18 protein-coding genes are annotated in these 16,961 nt (G+C 59.1%); 6 read left to right on the forward strand and 12 right to left on the reverse strand.

Annotation, left to right across the window (positions count from 1 at the left end; genetic code table 11):
- Positions 1-305: 305 nt before the first annotated feature.
- From NW828_RS11250 to NW828_RS11295, 10 genes are all read right to left on the reverse strand, one after another.
- Positions 306-794, reverse strand: coding sequence for a M67 family metallopeptidase (locus tag NW828_RS11250; protein ID WP_011433657.1), 489 nt, complete (start codon positions 792-794; stop codon positions 306-308).
- 161 nt (positions 795-955) lie between these two features.
- Complete coding sequence (locus NW828_RS11255) at positions 956-1,252, reverse strand: DUF6464 family protein (protein ID WP_011433656.1); 297 nt, start codon at positions 1,250-1,252, stop codon at positions 956-958.
- Between the two features lie 458 nt (positions 1,253-1,710).
- Positions 1,711-3,144, reverse strand: a complete 1,434-nt coding sequence (argH, locus tag NW828_RS11260; RefSeq protein WP_414383966.1) for an argininosuccinate lyase — start codon at positions 3,142-3,144, stop codon at positions 1,711-1,713.
- Positions 3,145-3,274: 130 nt separating this feature from the next.
- Entirely contained in the window at positions 3,275-3,493 is a 219-nt protein-coding gene (locus NW828_RS11265) for a hypothetical protein (RefSeq protein ID WP_414349808.1), read from the reverse strand.
- A gap of 87 nt (positions 3,494-3,580) precedes the next feature.
- Entirely contained in the window at positions 3,581-5,122 is a 1,542-nt protein-coding gene (locus tag NW828_RS11270; protein ID WP_414383946.1) for a PP2C family protein-serine/threonine phosphatase, read from the reverse strand.
- A gap of 236 nt (positions 5,123-5,358) precedes the next feature.
- The gene (locus tag NW828_RS11275; protein WP_414383948.1) at positions 5,359-6,528 is read right to left on the reverse strand and encodes a glycosyltransferase family 4 protein; all 1,170 of its coding nucleotides are present in this window, start codon (positions 6,526-6,528) and stop codon (positions 5,359-5,361) included.
- Between the two features lie 139 nt (positions 6,529-6,667).
- Entirely contained in the window at positions 6,668-8,209 is a 1,542-nt protein-coding gene (locus NW828_RS11280) for an MFS transporter (protein ID WP_414383949.1), read from the reverse strand.
- Positions 8,210-8,350: 141 nt separating this feature from the next.
- Positions 8,351-8,695 (reverse strand): MgPME-cyclase complex family protein, encoded by a 345-nt coding sequence (locus NW828_RS11285; protein WP_414383951.1) that lies wholly within the window; start codon positions 8,693-8,695, stop codon positions 8,351-8,353.
- Positions 8,696-8,805: 110 nt separating this feature from the next.
- Positions 8,806-9,267 carry a hypothetical protein gene (locus NW828_RS11290; protein WP_414383953.1) on the reverse strand — a complete coding sequence of 154 codons (462 nt, stop codon included), beginning with the start codon at positions 9,265-9,267 and terminating at the stop codon, positions 8,806-8,808.
- A gap of 162 nt (positions 9,268-9,429) precedes the next feature.
- Positions 9,430-10,548: a class I SAM-dependent methyltransferase gene (locus tag NW828_RS11295; protein ID WP_414383955.1), complete on the reverse strand. Its 1,119-nt coding sequence runs from the start codon at positions 10,546-10,548 to the stop codon at positions 9,430-9,432.
- 255 nt (positions 10,549-10,803) lie between these two features.
- Here NW828_RS11295 and NW828_RS11300 point away from each other — a divergent pair, with 255 nt between their 5' ends.
- The 5 genes from NW828_RS11300 (at position 10,804) to NW828_RS11320 (ending at position 14,400) form a co-directional block, all read left to right on the forward strand.
- Positions 10,804-11,460, forward strand: a complete 657-nt coding sequence (locus NW828_RS11300; protein ID WP_414383956.1) for a response regulator — start codon at positions 10,804-10,806, stop codon at positions 11,458-11,460.
- Positions 11,460-12,152 carry a queuosine precursor transporter gene (locus tag NW828_RS11305; RefSeq protein ID WP_414329328.1) on the forward strand — a complete coding sequence of 231 codons (693 nt, stop codon included), beginning with the start codon at positions 11,460-11,462 and terminating at the stop codon, positions 12,150-12,152. Before NW828_RS11300 ends, NW828_RS11305 begins: the two co-directional genes overlap by 1 nt.
- Before the next feature lie 142 nt (positions 12,153-12,294).
- Complete coding sequence (gene psbZ, locus NW828_RS11310; protein ID WP_414383958.1) at positions 12,295-12,480, forward strand: photosystem II reaction center protein PsbZ; 186 nt, start codon at positions 12,295-12,297, stop codon at positions 12,478-12,480.
- A gap of 336 nt (positions 12,481-12,816) precedes the next feature.
- Positions 12,817-13,335, forward strand: a complete 519-nt coding sequence (locus NW828_RS11315) for a DUF2808 domain-containing protein (protein ID WP_238376751.1) — start codon at positions 12,817-12,819, stop codon at positions 13,333-13,335.
- Positions 13,336-13,566: 231 nt separating this feature from the next.
- The gene (locus NW828_RS11320; RefSeq protein ID WP_414383960.1) at positions 13,567-14,400 is read left to right on the forward strand and encodes an undecaprenyl-diphosphate phosphatase; all 834 of its coding nucleotides are present in this window, start codon (positions 13,567-13,569) and stop codon (positions 14,398-14,400) included.
- Between the two features lie 23 nt (positions 14,401-14,423).
- Here the strand turns inward: NW828_RS11320 and NW828_RS11325 are convergent, their stop codons facing one another.
- Together NW828_RS11325 and NW828_RS11330 are read right to left on the reverse strand one after the other, a co-directional pair.
- A complete protein-coding gene (locus NW828_RS11325; RefSeq protein WP_414383962.1) occupies positions 14,424-15,956 on the reverse strand; it encodes an NAD(P)H-hydrate dehydratase in 1,533 nt (510 codons plus the stop codon).
- A 56-nt stretch (positions 15,957-16,012) separates the two neighbouring features.
- Positions 16,013-16,414 (reverse strand): VOC family protein, encoded by a 402-nt coding sequence (locus tag NW828_RS11330; RefSeq protein ID WP_414383963.1) that lies wholly within the window; start codon positions 16,412-16,414, stop codon positions 16,013-16,015.
- Positions 16,415-16,563: 149 nt separating this feature from the next.
- Here NW828_RS11330 and NW828_RS11335 point away from each other — a divergent pair, with 149 nt between their 5' ends.
- Positions 16,564-16,875: a hypothetical protein gene (locus tag NW828_RS11335; protein WP_414383965.1), complete on the forward strand. Its 312-nt coding sequence runs from the start codon at positions 16,564-16,566 to the stop codon at positions 16,873-16,875.
- Positions 16,876-16,961: the final 86 nt, after the last annotated feature.

Genomic DNA, 16,961 nt, shown 5'->3' on the forward strand with positions numbered 1-16,961 from the left:
GACTGGGACACCTTGAGCTTGCAGGAGACGGTCAGGACTTGGGTCATGGTTCTATCATAACTTCCGCATTCCTCCCGGCACTGACCCTACGGGTACAGTGCGGGGCTCCTGCGATTTCTAGCTGACCTATCCGTTTGTCGATCTTGTTGGGGCTGTCTACTGACTTTGAGGATTCAGCTATGTTACAGACAAGGTTCAGCACTAGACTACCGCTTTTTCCGGTGGTACCCATCCCAGCTTTCAAGGATCCCAACTGAACTTAGCCGTGAACTTCAGCCTCAAACAGCGGCAAGGCCCAAACGACTCTAGCTTGCCAAAGCCGGGAGCGGGGGGATGCGAATGTCTTCCAGCATCTGCATCGGCTCCCGTTGGGGCTGCTCCTGCTCATCCAAAACCCAGCTCACCACCTCTTCTGCCTTGCCCTCGCGCACACTGACGATCACACAGGAAAAGCCCCAAGGAAAAGCATGCTGCCGATCAAACTCGGAGGGAATGGCCGCATGGTTGGGATGGGAGTGATAGGTGCCCAGGATCCCCAGCCCTTTGCGCACCGCATGGTCGTTGGCCCGCTTGAAATCCGCCGGATCGATCAAGAAGCGGCGGCGGCTGGATTCTCCGTCTGCCAGAGGGTTTTCCGCTTGATCCCAGGTGTTGGTCACCGACCAAAGCTCGTGGATGATCTTGTCGGATCCCCGGATTTCCCCAATTAAAATGCCGCAGCTCTCGTGGGGAAAGGCTTGTTCGCCGTGCTGGCGGATGCTGTGAAGGTGGTCTGCCGAGAGGTAGAGGGCCATGAATCTCGCCTTTGCCGATGGAGTTACCGTTCTTTTATTCTGGCACAAGTTGGCCGGGGATCCCTCAACTTAGCTACAGCGGATGCCATTGGGGCGCAACGGGCAGGCCGTTCCGCAGAGGCCACCGCTGCTGAAAATGTTCGGCCACCAGTGTGGCGCGGTCAGACCCGTCCATCGAGTGAACCCAGAGGTGGCTCTGGCTTTGGAGGGGTGACGGGGGCATAGTGGGGGCAACCCTGGCACGGCCCTTGGGGATGGACGGCACAGCGCAACCAAGCCGAGTGGGCACTGAAAACACAAGAGGGATCCCCCAGGGGTGGGCCAAATTCGCCGGCCCGTTGACGGCGCAGCAGCACCACTTGCCGTCGCCAATCTTGCAAAAATCGGCTGTAGGCGCGTTCTCGCCAGCGACGCTTGGCCGCATGTTCTAGGACACGGACGGTAAGGTTATCCAACATGGAACGATCACCCAAGGAAGAGGCCAACAGGCTGGGAGTTACCAAAAAACTGGGTCTAAAGCCCCGCCCTAAGGCCTACGGCCCGCTGACGCGACTAGGGCGGCTTTGTGCTATGATGCCCGCAGCGGCAGGGTAGTCAACCGCTCTAAAAACCCAACAGTCTAACGACTGGATACAGCCTCAGCAGGCTTTATGGTTGTTGTTTGCAACGGTACCTAAGGGCATTAGGGAACCGCTCTGGGTGCTAGAGCTTGCGCAGCGCTTGGGGGAACGCCTGGGGAGACGAGCACCGCTGCCGTGGAGGGGCAACCCAACACGATAAGTGCTGTCGCAGAACCAGGAACCAGAATCTCCTGCCTTTAGGCAGGGGAGCATGTCAAGTTGGATGGCTGAGAACCTCAGGATGGCACACACTGGCGAGAAGAACCCAAGAATTGCAAACTCTCCTTGAGTTCAGTTTAAGTTTGTGGAGTTTCTTCCGATGGCTCTGGCTGCTGGTGGCGGGCCTGGGCCCGTTGCAGGGCTTCTCGCACCACAGCAAAGCCCGTTCCCCCGGTGCTGAGCCGCGTGGCCACCACCTGGCGGGGCTCAATGGCCGTCAAAATGTCCGCCTCAAAGGCCGGGTGGAAGGTTTTCCAGCGCTCCAAGGGCAGATCCCGCAGCAGGATCCCTTCTGCCAAACAAATGCGCACAATCTGCCCCACCAAATCATGGGCTGTGCGAAAGGGGATCCCTTTGCGCACCAGGTAGTCGGCCACATCGGTGGCGTTGGAGAAATCTTCCTGCACAGCAGCGGCCATGCGCTCAGGTTGAAATTGGATCCCTTCCCGCAGCAGAAGGGTCATCGCCTCTAGGCAGGCTTTCAGGGTATCGACCGTGTCGAATAGCCCCTCTTTGTCTTCTTGGAGGTCTTTGTTGTAGGCCAGCGGCAGCCCCTTCAAGGTGACCAACAAAGCCTGGAGATGGCCAAACACCCGCCCCGCCTTGCCGCGCACCAGCTCCGGCACATCGGGATTTTTCTTCTGGGGCATGAGGCTGGAGCCGGTGGCACAGGCATCGGTGAGGGTGACAAAGCCGAACTCCTGGGAAGCCCAGAGGATCATCTCTTCCGAGAGGCGGCTGAGATGCACCAAAATCAAGCTGGCGGCAGCGTGGAACTCCACCAGGTAGTCCCGGTCGCTGACGGCATCCAAGCTGTTGGCGCTGATCCGCTCAAATCCCAGCAGATGGGCGGTGAGCTGCCGATCGATGGGCAGAGAAGTGCCGGCCAAAGCCCCGGATCCGAGGGGGCAGACATTCACCTCTTCCCACACCCGCCCCAGCCGTTGCCAGTCTCGCCAGAACATTTCTTCATAGGCCAAGAGGTGGTGGGCCAAGCTAATCGGCTGAGCCCGTTGCAGATGGGTGTAGCCGGGCAGGATCGTCTCCAGATGCCGCTCAGCCAAGTCCAACAAAACTCCGCGCAGCTCCCAGAGGGCTTGACGAAGGTGATCGATTTGATCCCGCAGATAGAGGCGCAGATCGGTGGCCACTTGGTCATTGCGGGAGCGCCCGGTATGCAGTTTTTTTCCCACTTCCCCCACCAAAGCCACCAAACGACGCTCGACGGCATAGTGGACATCCTCTGCCTCTGGATCGGGCCGGAAGGTGCCGGCAGCCGCTTCCTGTTGGATCTGCTCCAATCCCCACCGGATCTGGTCGGCCTCTTGCTGGGTCAGGATGCCACAAGCGGCCAACATCTGCACATGAGCCAGGGATCCGGCCACATCGTAGGGCAGCAGGCGGATGTCGAAGCCGATACTGGCGTTGAAGCGGGCAATGGCAGGGTGCAGGGATCCCTCGAAGCGTTGGCTCCAGGGGCGAGGGGTGGAAGTTACCGTCGGCTCAGACATCGGCTGGGAACTGGGAGAATGGGAAGAAAGACCCCGCTGCAGAAGAAAAAGCACAAAAACCAAATACCGACGGCCAAAACCCCGCCGGCTCAGGCCAACTGGATCCAGCTAGAGCAATGGCGACAAGGCTCTAGTGGGAGCTGGTGATGCTCTTGAGCATGTAGCCCGCCACGATCCCTATCAAAAGCGCCCAAATTTGGCCCGATTCCACAAAGCCATTCCAACCCTTGCGGATATCGCCCAGCACATCCTGTCGGAACACCTGCCCGACAATCATTTCCGTCTGGAAAGCCGTGGGGGCCGGCAAGTAAACCGAAGCGGTCTCAGACCCAGAAGAAGAGAAGTTCATGGTTGTACCTCAGGTGTAAATAACACAGTGCAGCCAACCTGGTAGCTCCACCAGCTAGAGCTTACCCTGAGTTTAAGCCTTCTGTGGCTAGGCTGGCTCAGAGTCCGGCAACACCTTCAACACCACCAGCGTTGTATCGTCCACGGGCTCAGGCCGCAGGGAAATTTCATCCTGCAACAGGAGCTCTGGATCCGCAGGCAGCCACAGGGGAAGAGGATGGGATCCCCGACGGCCTCGGAAGGCATCCATCTGCTCAAACAAGCTCTCCAAAATGTCTTCGGGGGAGTCGTAGCGACGGGCAGCGTACTGGATGGCGTCCATCAGCCCAGAGGTTTCCAAGCGCTCGCCGCGGGTGTTGGCTGTCTCCGTGTAGCCATCGGTGTAGTACACCACCACATCCCCGGGTTGCAGTTGCACGCAGCTTTCCGAGTAGTGGCTGTTTTCTTCCAAGCCGATCAGCGCCCCCTCTGTGTCCAGGGGTTGAATTTCTCGGGTGCGGGCCTGCCACCACAGGGTGGGGTTGTGGGCCGCGTTGCTGAAGCAGAGGCGATGGGAGCGGGGATCGTACTCCGAATAAAACAGGCTGATGAAGCGATTGGAGTTTTCCAGGTCACTGTACATGGCCCGGTTCAGATGTTGTAGAACACGGGCCGGCGAATGGCGGTTGAGGGCCTCCGCCCGCACCATGGCGCGGGTCATGGTCATCAACAGGCCGGCGGGCACCCCTTTGCCCATCACATCCCCAATGACGATGGCCAAGCGAAAGCCTGCCGTTTCTTCAGATGAGTCGGATGTTTCCAGGCGTTCGCCGGGAATCTTGATGAAGTCATAGTAGTCGCCCCCCACTTTGCTGGCCACCCGGCAACGGGCTGCCAAGCGAATCCCCTTGACTTGAGGGCACTCCCGAGGTAGCAGTTGGGTCTGGATGTAAGAGCCAATCTCCATTTCTTTTTCCAGGGCCATCTTGCGGCGCAAGGCTGCCGTCAAGCGGTCATTTTCGATGGCCACCCCTGCCTGATCGGCGACCAAGCGCAACAGTTGTTGGCGACGTTCATCCCAGTGGTAGCCAGGCTGACGGCTGAAGACGTACAAGCGACCCTGGACAGAGTTGCGAATCAGCAGCGGCGTGCCGAAAAGGCGTACATCCGGCCCCAAGCTCTGGCGGAACCGTTCGTCCAAGAGGTGTTCAAGGGCAGGGATCTTAACAGACAGGGATCCCTCCGTTTTGAGAATGGGCTCTTGAGCCGAGAGGGTCTGGGTAATTTGCTCCATCTCAGCCCGAATCTGCTCGCGGTGATTGAGATCAGAGCAATGCAGTTGATCCAACTGGATGGTGCCGTTGGGATTGAACAAAACCAGGGCTCCGCCTTCGGCATCGGTCAGTTGGCTGGCCACAAAAGCCGTCAGCTCCAGGATCTGGTTCAAGTTGTTAAAAGAGCGCAGAGCAAAAGCCAGCCACGCCAGCAGATACTGCATCCGATGGTGTTCTCTCTCCAGTTCTGCCACCCGATCCGGCATTGCAGGGGCAGGCACAATGGCCGGCTTGACCTCCGGCAGCTCTCTATCATCGGACGCAACGGCACCTGAAGAGGTGGGATCCTCATCCTGGCCGGTCTGAGCTGAGCGCAAGTCCCCCGAATTGTCCGTGGGCGACAGCGACGGAGCATTAGGGGGGAGGGGATTTTTGCCCGAATCCTGGGCCAGCAAGGACTCTGACCACAAAGAATCTGACAGCCCGGCAGGGGGCTGCCCTAAAACGGCCTTTTGGGGGCTGTGATCATCCATCGGGAAGACTGGCGTTAATCCCTTGGAAACGTAACGAAACAGCTTAGCAAAAATATCACAAGCTTCATCACACTCATCCCTCACACCCGGCGAGGCTGACGGGATCCCTGGCACAGCTCTCGGTAGAGCTGTTCCACCTGGCTGAGGTTGTGGCTGAGGGTATAGCGCTCCAGCACCCGCTGGCGGGCCTTCATCCCCAGCAGTTGGGTAAACTCCCGTTGATCCCGCAGCAAAGGCAACAGCGTTTGCAGCTCCGCCGTCACCCGTGTCGGATCCAGCAGGATCCCGGCTCCATCGGCCAAAACCTCGCCATCGGCACCCACATCGGTGGCCACTGCTGCCAGCCCACAGGCCATCGCCTCCAACAGGGACAAAGAGAGCCCCTCGATTAAAGAGGGCAAAATAAACACATCGGCTCCTCGCAAGATCTCGATGCGTTGCTGCTCGTCGGCAATATAGCCCAGCCAGTGGATCCCATGTTGAAGGGTGTAGAAGGGCTTGAGGGTGTTGAGCAGCGGCCCATCCCCCACGATCAGCAGACCACACTTCTCCCCCATTTGGGAGTGTTTCCAAGCCTTGAGCAGGGCCTCCAGGTTTTTCTCCGGCGAAACCCGCCCCTGATAGACGAAGATCCGCTCCAGTCCCAACCGCTGTTTGAGGGTGGAGGGCCCAGGCGCATACTTGTCCACATCGACCCCATTGGGAATGACCACCACCTGCTGGGGGCTCACCCCCAGTTTGACCAAGATCTCCCGTTGCGTTTCCGAGAAGACAATGGTGCGGTGATAGTTGGCCAAACACGGGGCGTAGAGCTGGTAGGCCAAGTATTGGGTGCGAGAGGCGATGTTGCGCCGCCGCCGGTCGAAGGCCGGGTGGAAGGTGGCCACCAGCGGCTGGTTGAGCTCAGCACAGATCTCCGGCAGCACAAAGTCGATGGGAGAAATGGTCAAGGAGGCATGCACCAGATCCGGCTGCAATTCCTTGAGGGCCTGGGTGAGCAACCGCTTGGCGTTGGGGGCCGGGATCGTGTAAATCTGCGACTTGTACAGACAGGGGAGGGAAACGTCTCGACGATCCAGCTCCGCCCTCCAGCCTTCACCTCCAGGATCCAGGGCGGGCGGTTGGCCCTCGTTGGTGAAGTGAAAAAAGCTCACTTGATGCCCTCGATCCAAAAGGCCGTTGGTCATCTCGCGGCTATAGGTGACGTTGCCACAGAAAGGTGTCTTTTTGCCTATCCAGGCGATGTGCATGGGCGGATCCCCGCGGAGCTGAAACGCTGAGCTGCAAAGGGAGTCTCGATTCTTAAACCTCTACAAGAGTAGCAGAGTTAGCTCCTGCCTTGGCCCGTCCCCTCGGAAGAGGATATCCAACCTCGCGCTGCGGCAGGATTTACGAGACCTCTCTGCCCAATAGGCTCCAGGTGTACAGCCCCGCCAGCCCCGCCAGAACAGACAGGGCCACAAACATCCAGGGAAGGCCAAGGCGGGCTTCTGCCAATCCCGTGAACACCAGCGGCAAACTGAGGGCAATGTTGGCGGCGTTGTTCTGGAGCCCAAAGATCTTGCCTCGCAGATGGTCAGGCGTTTCCTCTTGGATCAAGGTTTGCATCGGCACCGCCACCAAAGCCCCCCCACAGCCCAACAGGGCAATCCAGCCCAAGCTGGGCAGCAACCAGTGGGTCGTCCAGGATAGGGCTGCCAGAGCCCCACAGAGCAGCAGGGATCCCAGGCCAACCCAGGCGCGGCGGCTCACCCGTCGGCCCGTATGGCCCACCCAAAAGGCGCCGATCCCCATGCCTAGGCCAGCAGCCGCCAACAACACCCCGAACTGATCCGGCTTCAGCTCTGCCATCACTTCTGCCATGCGCACCGCCAACACTGCCAGCGCCGCAAACAGCGAGTAGAGCACCACCACCTGCACCAAGGCAGCTCGGATCAGGGGCATCTGGCTGACATATTGCAGGCCCAAGCGGAGATCTTCCCAGAGGTGGGGGACTTCCCAACGCCGGGGCTCTAGCTTCTCGTGGGGTTGCAGCAGCAACAGCAGGGATCCCGCCAAGAGGTAGGCTCCTCCCACCAACAGCTCCGGCCCCACTTCCCAGCCCGGCAACCAATGGCGTACCCAACGATCTGCCAGGGTTAACAGCGGCTCCCCCACGGCAAACCCGACGATCAGCGAAGCCATCATCGTGGTGGTGTACAGGGAGTTGGCCGCCAGCAGCTCTCGCTTCGGCAGGATCAGGGGCAAAGTCGCCTGCTCGGCAGGAGCAAAAAACTGGGTCAGAACCGAGACGGCAAAGCTCACCAGCAACAGCCCCGCAAACCCCAAGGGGATCCCCGGCCAAAGGTCGCGCCCGGCAGTGAGCCAGAGCAGCGGCGGCAACAGCAGCACTAGGATCCCACGCGCCAGGTTGGAGAGCACCAACACTCCTTTTTTTAGCCAGCGATCCACAAACACCCCCGCCAGGCTGCCCAGTAGCATCGCCGGCAGCGTAAAAGCCAGCATGATGGCCGAGACCCAACCGCTGATGGAAGCCCCTTCCGGCTGAAATTCGCGGGCAACCAACCCAATCAGCAGCACCAACAACACCTTGTCCGCCAACTGGGAACACGCCTGCCCCATCCACAGCAGCAGGAAATTGCGCCGGCGCAGCACGGTTACAAAGTTGCTCAGGCCCGGCTCAGACAGACCTTGATCTTCCTTCTCTGCTTTTTGCCCCTTTTCGGGATCCTCAGGGGGTGGCTTTGGCAAGGGATCCCCGGAAGAAGGCTCCAGCAAGCTGAGGGTGGAGCTTGCTGTCGGCTCAGGCGAGAGAGCTTCTGACTTCAGTCCCCAACTTGGCGTTGATGCAGGTAGATCCCGGAGAGGGGAACTGGGGTGGCAGATCCCTGCCCCTCCTTGTGGCCAATCCCATCGTTGCTCCCAAGTCATGATGCTCCCCAGGTGACCTGCCCATTTCCCCGACGTCGATGCCCCAACGGACGTCAGCAGACGAAAGCAGAAACAAGGTGCCCCGATCTTATCTTGGCCCGCCTTCCAATCCACCAACCCAAATCTTGGGAATCGGCAGGCTTATCCTTCTGCGGCAGATAGAGAGCGCAAGGGATCCGGGATCGACTCGCTGGGAGCCACAAAGCTGCCCTTCTCTACAAAGGTTAAGCGCAGGCTCAGCCAACGAATAAAATCCGCGTTGGTGGATACCACTGCCCCCAGGGGCTCCTTCAACTTGTCCCGCAGGGGCTTTAACTCTGGAGCCTCCATGAAGGCCGGCTGCGGCACCCAGAAGAAATCGACAGGGTGATGGTGCTCCTCGCAGTATCGACGACGCTCCTCCAACACCTCTTCCAGGGGCTCAGAACGCAAGAAGGACAGGCTGGCAACGACAAAATGATAGGTGGCCAGTTCGGCTGCAGACATAAGACTAAGATCGCTAGGTCGCTGTGAAACTATCAAGCTGTGAAACTATGCAAGAGTAAAGGCCAGAGTCGGGCGTCCACGGCTTCCGCTGCGAGCTCTGGCTCTATCCTTTAGAGATGGGCAGATTTGAGCAGGTGCGGGGCCGGATCGCGGGAGCTACACAGGGGCTGACAGTCTTCCAACTGCTGGAGAACGGGCAGCCGCGCCATCACTTCCTCAGGGGGCATGGAGTGTTCTGAAGCCTGCTTGAGGGTCGGTAGAGCCTGAGCTGCCCATTCCCGAGCCCAAGGAGCGGACTCAGGAGTTTCCTTCTGCTCCAACAGCTCTTGGCAGAGGGCGATTGACCGCTCCAAGTCGCCGCTGCCCTGATAAGCCATAATCAGAGCCACACGAGCCAAAACGCATTCTTCCGGATTTGCCCTCGAGCCATTGCGCTCGCTCAGGCGGTGCTCCTGTCTCTCTTGGATGGAACAGCAGTAGCAGAACGACTCGAGAAGGTTGATCGCCTCCAGGTAGCGCTCCTGCTTGAGAGCAGTAATGCCGGCGCGGAGGGATCCATGAGGGTGAGACATGAGCCTAAGCACAAGAAAAAGATCTTAGACGGACTTGCACCCAAGGGTTATCCAGTTAGTGACCCGTCTTCTTATCCAAGGTTTCGTGTCTAAAACTACTATACACCCTCTGGACAAGTGGCCGCCGACTTACTCCTTCTCTTAAGCTTGTGGAAGGGGCGATCAACCTTTACGGGCTAGGGTGTAGGTGCTGACATAGTGAGTTTCTCGGCGCAACACCGCACAGCCTGCCTGCTGCAGGCGCGCCCCCAAATCGTCGTGGATATAGTCGCGGTAGTAGGGTTCGTGGAAGGTTTGCATAAAGGCTTCCATTGTCTCCTTCAGCTCTGGCGAATCCAGCAGTTGCACTGAGTCGCAGATGACCACCACGCCCCCTGGCTTCACCACCCGACTTATCTCGTGGATAACGTTCTGCCGAGCTGGGCCGGGCAGCTCGTGAAAGAGAAAAACGCTGATAACGGCATCGAAGGTGGCGTCGGCATAGGGCATGGCCTCGGCGTTGGCGCGGATAAGCTGGGGCAGTTCCCCCGGCAGCTCCTGCAAGAGTCGGTTGGCCTTGCGCAGATAGGCGGGGGAAAGATCCAGACCGTACAAAGCCGCTTTGGGCAGGGATCCCCGCAGCAAGCGCAGCATCCGCCCCGTGCCACAGGCTACATCGAGGATGTGGGGGCTGACCAAGGTGGGATCCAAGGCATCTTTGAGCAGGCGAATCACCCGACGGCGCATCGCGTCCGCTGTGCCCCCAAACAGCAGCTCCACCTGCAGGTCATAAAGCTCAGCCGAGCTGTCGCTCAGGTAGCCGTTGGTTTGGTAATGGAAATTTTGCAGGTAGTATTTCGGATAGCCCTCGGTGGAGATGTCTTGAGAAAACTCTTGGTAACGCTTGCTGTGAACCCGCCGAGTAATTTGCGGCAAATCCAACCACACCTGTGGGTAATAGCGGGCAAAGTCCAGCCAGGGGTTGTCGAACAGGAGCGCGTGAGGGTAGTACCCTGCCTCAGCATCTTGCCAGTCCGCTTGCAGGAGTTGTTCGTAACGGGCCCGCAACACCTGTAGCGTGTCAGCGCTCACCCGCACCTTGGCCCGCGGCGGCGGGGTCCTCCCGGAGGAGAAGCTTTGCAGATCCCTGAGCACGGAGAGCATCAGATCTGAAGCTTGGGTGGAGAGCGCTTTGTGGGCAAAGCCGAAGATGTTTTTGCCCCACTGAAAAGCGCGGTAGGCAGCTTCTCCGACTGGAGATGGGATCGGCAGCGACAGCTCAGGACTTAGTTGTAGGCTCATAACCCTGCAAGGTGCGAATGAAGAATGAAGGCTTAACGTTTGTTTACACTTAATTATAGCAAGGCGGCCACGCCGGGCCGGCAGCCGCTGGGCGCGGGGAAAACCTGGCGGAATTGGATCCCTGAGCACACCCCATCTGGCCAAGCAGGGGAGTACTCTAGTGGTGTCCTCAAAAGGATGTCCCCGATTGCCCTATGAGCTGGAGGAAGGGGCTGATCAGGTCGATTTGATAATGGGAAGAGGGAGCGCCTCAGCATGACAACCAAGACGGTGTTGGTCATTGACGATAGCATCATGATTCGCAAGATGGTGGCCAGCATCTTGGCCGATCAGTTCCAAGTGGTGGAGGCCAAAGACGGGTTGACAGGGCTGGAAGCGGCCAAAAAACATCACCCCGACCTGATCCTGCTGGATTTTGTCATGCCCAAGATGGATGGCTACGACACCTTGCAGGCCATCCGCCGCGAAGACAGTCTGAAAAATACTCCTATCATCATGATGTCGGGGCTGAAGGAACAGGTGACTGTCCGCATTCCTGAGCCCTTTGTCGATTTTGATTTCATCGAGAAACCGTTTGAGGCAGATGCCCTTTTGGCTCTTATCCAAAAGGTCCTCCAGGTTGCCCCTGCCGCTGCACCGGAGCCGGGATCCGAAACCAACACCCAACTGATTCTGAACCGGCTCACCGCCATCGAGACGCTGCTGATTCAAGGTACGGAAAACTTGATCCAGCGGGAGGTGGTGGCGCGGCTTTCTGGGATCAACCAATGCCTGGCGCGTCAGGAATCCCGCAGCAGCAATCTGGAGGCCCAGATCAGCAAGCTCGCCGGCGAAGTGGAGCGACATGCCCAGAGTTTGGCCTTGATCGTCAAGGAGCTGCGACAGATCCGTAAACTTCTAGGAGGATCCTGATGTCTGAGAGGGTTTTTGAGCGAGCTTATCGACACCTAGATGCGGTGACGGCTCTATTTGTGGCCGTGCTGCTGATTTCCAACATCGCCTCGACCAAGATCGTTCTTCTGGGGCCCTTTACCTTTGACGGGGGCACCATTCTCTTCCCCCTCAGCTATATCTTTGGCGACATCCTCACCGAAGTCTATGGCTATGCCCGCTCGCGACGGGTGATCTGGCTGGGATTTCTCTCGGCGGCCCTCATGTCGGTGACATTCATGATCGTGGGATCCCTGCCTGCGGCCCCCGACTGGCCCTATCAAGAAGCCTACGACCAGATTCTGGGCCTGACGCCCCGCCTTGTGCTGGCCAGCTTAATCGCCTATTGGGGAGGCAGCTTTGCCAACGCCTATGTACTGGCCCGCATGAAGGTGTGGACGCGGGGACGGTGGCTGTGGACACGCACCATCGGCTCTACCCTGGTGGGCCAAGCGGTGGATACTGGACTGTTTGTCACCTTGGCCTTCTGGGGGGTGTTCCCTGGCCTGGGCAGCTTAATACTCTCCAACTATGTGTTCAAGTGTGCCGTTGAGGCGGCGTTCACGCCCCTGACCTATGCCATTACCGGCTGGCTAAAGCAGCAAGAGCAAGAAGACTACTTCGATGTGGCAACCGACTTTAACCCCTTCCGCCTCCAGCCTGTGTCTAGATGAATCCATCAGCCGCCTCAACGGATCTGGCCTTGGGAGGGATCCTATTTTGGTATAGTCAGAGCGTCATCCTATTTATCCTGCTGCCATCCGGTGTTACCGGGAGCTTTTATCCAAGACAAGACTTTTGTGAGGGATCCGCAAGATGATGCTCGTTTTCCAAATTGCTTTGTTGGTGTTGGTGCTTTACAGCTTGCTCTTGGTGGTGGCGGTGCCGGTGCTCTACAGCTCAGCCAGCGACTGGAGCCGGGCCAAGAATGTGATTTTGGTGGGATCCCTGATCTGGGTGCTGATGGTGATCGGGGTGGGGGTGCTGAGTTTCCTCAAGTGAAGAAGCAGTAGAAGGGCAGGGGCATCTTGCCGTTACAATCGGCGCTGTGGGGGGCTGCACTGTGGGTATGGTGGCCCAAAGTTTTTGTTGAGATCTCTGCCAGAACTGCGTACTTGCGCACCCCGGTGAGCCCTAGGCTCTCTCGGTAGAGGGGATCCCATCCTCTACAATGGACGGCGAGGCGTCGGCCTTGCTTGCCATCGGTCAGGCTGTCTACAGGCCGCGCTAGTGAGCTTTGAAGGTGCTGAGGTGTTTCAACCAGCGGAGGTTTGGGTGTTGAGAGCAGTGATGAGAGCAGGGAAATGTTCGCAGGAACTTGGCCTTGCTCGGCGAGGCATGAGGCTGGCCTTGGCGGTTCTGGTGATGGGGAGCCTGGGATCCCTGGTGATGCCCCATTCTGCAGAGGCGCAGTCGGGTTTGGTGATCACCGGCAGTGAGGGGGTGCCTGTCCTCAGCTATCGGCTCGATTTTGGCGGGGTTCGCAGTCGTTTGGATCGCTATCGCCTGACCATTCCCCCCCAGAATGTGGCGGTGGCAGAAGTGCAGATCAACGGGGACAGGAATTTCGATGGCCGCATCGATCCGGAAAGTGTCCGCCTGGAGGTAGAAGGCCGGCCTGTAGAGCTGGATCAAGTGTACTGGAACGAGGAGTTTCGCTCTCTAGAGGTGGTGGCCCGTCAACCCATTGCTGCCGGTCAGGAGATCCGTCTGGTGCTCTCCAACGTGCGCAACCCTTCATCTGCCGGTATCTACCGTGTGGAGGCGCGGGTACGGGGTACGGAACCCAACCCCCTCTTCCGGAATGTGGGCAACTGGCTGATTACCATTGAAGACCCAGAGCGGATTGGCTTCTGATCTATTGACCCGATGATCTGACCTACTGTTGATCTTTGCGGCGATCCTATAGGCACAGCCCTTTTGCGGGTCTGGGACAGCGACACCCAAGTTCCCGGCCAGTTGGGGTGGGATCCCTCTGCAAGTGTTTGTTCGCCGTGGTATGGGCTGCTGGAAAAAGCCGGAGTTCTGAGTTTTTCTAAGAATGGGGATTGTGCAAATCCGGCAAGTTTGGGTGGGGGAGTGTTTACCTTGTTGCTTGCTGACACTTGGTATCCCGATTGGTGGCAGGCTCTAATTTTGGGCATGGTGCAAGGGATCACCGAATTTCTGCCCATTAGCAGCACGGCCCATCTGCGGGTGTTTCCGGCTTTGGTGGGGTGGCCGGATGCGGGAGCTTCGTTTACGGCGGTGATCCAGTTGGGCAGTTTGGGGGCGGTGCTGATCTACTTTGCCTCTGACCTGCGCCAGTTGCTCCTGGGCTCCTGGAAAGCCTGGCGAGAACGAGATTTCCAGCAGGAGCCTTGGCGGCTGTCGGTCGGGATCTTGGTGGGAACGGTGCCGATTGTGGTAGTGGGGTGGGCCATCAAGGCCATTTGGGGATCCCCACCCCGCCAGTTGTGGGTGATCGCCACTGCAGCCATTGGCTTGGCTTTGTTGTTGGGCTGGGCAGAGCAAACGGGCAAACGCCAGCGAGACCTTCACAGCTTGGGCATTGGGGATGGGATCTGGGTGGGGCTGGCCCAAGCTTTGTCCCTGATCCCTGGGGTGTCGCGCTCCGGCTCGACGCTGACGGCAGGGCTGTTTCTCCATTTGCAACGCCCGGCTGCCGCTCGCTACTCCTTCTTGCTGGGGATCCCGGCGCTCTTTTTGGCGGGGGTAGAAGAGTTGATCTCTGAGTTCAGGGCAGAGGCGCTGCTGTCGCAGGGGTTGGGCACTCTTTCTGCTTTTGTCTTTTCCTATCTCTCTATCGATTGGCTGATTCAGTTTTTGCAGCGCAGCAGCACCTGGCTGTTCATCGTCTATCGGATTGGCTTTGGCCTGTTCATTTTCTTGGGGTTGGCCCTGGGGTTCCTGAAACCCTAGGCTGGGTTTTGCAGCTCCTTCCTTCACCCTTGCTCCCGCAGGCTCTGCAGCGCCTTGGGCAGGTGCTCCGCCAGGTGGGCCGGATCCACCCCTGTTAGACCGCGTTCCCGCGCCAGCTGGATAGCCGCTTGGGCATGCCACCACACCCCGGCACAGGCGCAACTGAGCAGCTCAGCAATCTCCAAGGGCCGACCCACTTGGGCCGTTCGGCGGGCCACCAGGCCACCAATCAGGCCAGTCAAGACATCGCCGCTGCCACCGCGGGCCAAAGCCGGTGTGCTCTCCGGGTTCACCCAGCATTCCCCAGTCGGAGAGGCGATCACCGTCCGCGCCCCTTTCAAAACCACCACTGCTCCACTCTGGGCTGCCGCCCTTTGGGCTGCCTCGATGCGATCCCCAAGCGGGATCCCTGGAAAGAGCCGCCGAAATTCCCCCAGGTGGGGGGTGAGAATGGCTTGGATCCCGTTTTCTGGCAGGCGCTCTACCCCCATCTCCGCCAGAGCATTGAGGCCATCGGCATCGATAACCCAGGGGATCCCGGCCCAATCCCGCAGCAGGAGTTCCAGCAGCGGTAAGCGGGTTTCTCCCAAGCCCGGCCCCACGGCCACCGCCTGAAAGGGTTTCTCGGCCACCTGGGGCAAAGCGGGGATCCCCTCCCAGGCATAGACCAAGACTTCCGGCAGGGCGCTGTGGATCACTCCTTTCAACTCCGCCGGCACCGCCATCGTCACCATACCCACCCCACTGGCGCGGGATCCCAGCCCCGCCAACAGGGCCGCCCCGGCATAGGCCGCCGAGCCTGCCACCCCTAGCAGGGATCCCTGGCGGTATTTGTGGGTATCCAAAGGGGGATCCGCGGGAAAGTGCTGCCAAGGCCGCAGCAACAACCGGGGAACCTCATCCTCTGGGCAGGCCCAAGCGGGGATCCCAAAATCAACGCGATGTAACCGTCCTACCCAAGGCAGAGCTGCTTCCTGCCACAGCCCCCGTTTCCAAAGGCCAAGGGCATAGGTATGGCTGGCGCGAATGCAGCAGCCCCAGACTTCCCCGGTTTGGTCGTTGAGGCCAGACGGCAAATCCAGGCTAAGGATGGGGATCCCACTGCCATTGGCCCACCCCACCGCCCCCGCCCAAGGCTCCCCCAAGGGTCGGTTCAAACCGATCCCAAACAGGGCATCGATGAGCAAATCGCAATCGGCCAGCTCCTCAAGCTGCCCCACAAACTCCGCCCCCAGCGCCTTGAGATAGCGGGCGTGGTCTGCCGTTAGGGGCTTGAGTTCTGGCTTGCCCAACCACACCTTCACCGACTTTTGGGCCAGCCACAGCTCCCGCCCGACCACCAACCCATCCCCACCGTTGTGCCCTGTCCCGCAGAGGATGCCAATGCGCTGGGCTTGCGGAAAATCCTTCTGCAACTGAGCAACAACGGCCAGCCCCACCTTCTCCATCAGAGCGGCAACGGGCATGCCGGCAGAGAAGATCTGCTCCTCAATGCGCTGCATCTGTGCGGAACTGACCAGGCTGATGGCCGGATCGAACCGGCAACGAGAACCCATATCGCTACGCAACGCTGTTGCAACCGGCGGTATTGCTGGGGGGAGAGGGCTCATGGCTAGGTTGGGCTAATGGAGCTGAGCTCTATCACATTCCCATCCGGATCCCGGACGAACACTGCCGCTCGCCCGGAAGCGCTCGGTTGCACCTCATACCCTTCCTGCCGCAGGCGAGCCTTCACCGCTTCCAAGTCATCTACCCCCAGCGCCACATGGGGATTACGCCCCCACTTTGAGGATCCCGTTCCGCTTCGCTGCCGTGGATCCATCGGCTCCTCGGCCACGATTAAATGAATTTGGGAGGAACCCACTTGATACCAAGCGCCGGGAAAGTCAAACGGCAACCGTTCCACCTTGGGGATCCCAAGCACCGTTCCGTAAAAATGTTCGGCTCTGGCCAGATCGCTCACCCAAAGGGCGGTGTGCAGGTGATGATAGGTTGGCTTTTGGGGGGCAGTCATTGTCTTGTTGGGAAATCTTGACCGTGGGGCTTTGCAAGGCCGACGCGAGCATCAATATTTTCTCCGAACGGCAAGCCAAACCCGTAAGCTAAGGTGGAGCTAGCGCACCCGCGACAACCGTATCTTTGTTTTCGCACAGGGGTTGGCCCATGGGATCCCGCACCAAGTTTTTTGGCACGGTCTTGGCCATGCTGGCCGTGAACAGCATCTACATGCAGTTGCAGCAGCTTTCCCTGAGGCTGGAGGAAAGGGATCCCGCCCCCTCTGAGCAGTCTTCTCCAGAGCCTCAAAGCAGCAAGGGCTCCGTCCCGCCAACGCGAACGGAACGGCTGGATCCCTGGCACCGTGTTGCCCAAGTCTTGCAGGGTCTGTGGCCCGGCGATGCGAGCTTGAAAGGACTCCGTTCCGCCAACGCGAACGGGATCCTGTCGCCAGAGTCCACGTCCCCCCTGGAGCCTTGAGTGCCAAGCTGAGAGCATGACTCTAGTCAATAATAAGCTCAACTATACTGAAAATAATGTATAATATGTTCAGTACGGATTACTAC

The organism is Synechococcus sp. W55.2 (assembly GCF_047461635.1).
Classification (GTDB): Bacteria; Cyanobacteriota; Cyanobacteriia; order Thermostichales; family Thermostichaceae; genus Thermostichus.

Bases quoted from the DNA above. Each gene is read 5' to 3' on its own strand.
- NW828_RS11250 (WP_011433657.1), bottom strand. From the start codon at position 794: ATGGCCCTCTACCTCTCGGCAGACCACCTTCACAGCATCCGCCAGCAC.
- NW828_RS11255 (WP_011433656.1), bottom strand. From the start codon at position 1,252: ATGTTGGATAACCTTACCGTCCGTGTCCTAGAACATGCGGCCAAGCGT.
- argH (WP_414383966.1), bottom strand. From the start codon at position 3,144: ATGTCTGAGCCGACGGTAACTTCCACCCCTCGCCCCTGGAGCCAACGC.
- NW828_RS11265 (WP_414349808.1), bottom strand. From the start codon at position 3,493: ATGAACTTCTCTTCTTCTGGGTCTGAGACCGCTTCGGTTTACTTGCCG.
- NW828_RS11275 (WP_414383948.1), bottom strand. From the start codon at position 6,528: ATGCACATCGCCTGGATAGGCAAAAAGACACCTTTCTGTGGCAACGTC.
- NW828_RS11280 (WP_414383949.1), bottom strand. From the start codon at position 8,209: ATGACTTGGGAGCAACGATGGGATTGGCCACAAGGAGGGGCAGGGATC.
- NW828_RS11285 (WP_414383951.1), bottom strand. From the start codon at position 8,695: ATGTCTGCAGCCGAACTGGCCACCTATCATTTTGTCGTTGCCAGCCTG.
- NW828_RS11290 (WP_414383953.1), bottom strand. From the start codon at position 9,267: ATGTCTCACCCTCATGGATCCCTCCGCGCCGGCATTACTGCTCTCAAG.
- NW828_RS11295 (WP_414383955.1), bottom strand. From the start codon at position 10,548: ATGAGCCTACAACTAAGTCCTGAGCTGTCGCTGCCGATCCCATCTCCA.
- NW828_RS11300 (WP_414383956.1), top strand. From the start codon at position 10,804: ATGACAACCAAGACGGTGTTGGTCATTGACGATAGCATCATGATTCGC.
- NW828_RS11305 (WP_414329328.1), top strand. From the start codon at position 11,460: ATGTCTGAGAGGGTTTTTGAGCGAGCTTATCGACACCTAGATGCGGTG.
- psbZ (WP_414383958.1), top strand. From the start codon at position 12,295: ATGATGCTCGTTTTCCAAATTGCTTTGTTGGTGTTGGTGCTTTACAGC.
- NW828_RS11315 (WP_238376751.1), top strand. From the start codon at position 12,817: ATGAGGCTGGCCTTGGCGGTTCTGGTGATGGGGAGCCTGGGATCCCTG.
- NW828_RS11325 (WP_414383962.1), bottom strand. From the start codon at position 15,956: ATGGGTTCTCGTTGCCGGTTCGATCCGGCCATCAGCCTGGTCAGTTCC.
- NW828_RS11330 (WP_414383963.1), bottom strand. From the start codon at position 16,414: ATGACTGCCCCCCAAAAGCCAACCTATCATCACCTGCACACCGCCCTT.
- NW828_RS11335 (WP_414383965.1), top strand. From the start codon at position 16,564: ATGGGATCCCGCACCAAGTTTTTTGGCACGGTCTTGGCCATGCTGGCC.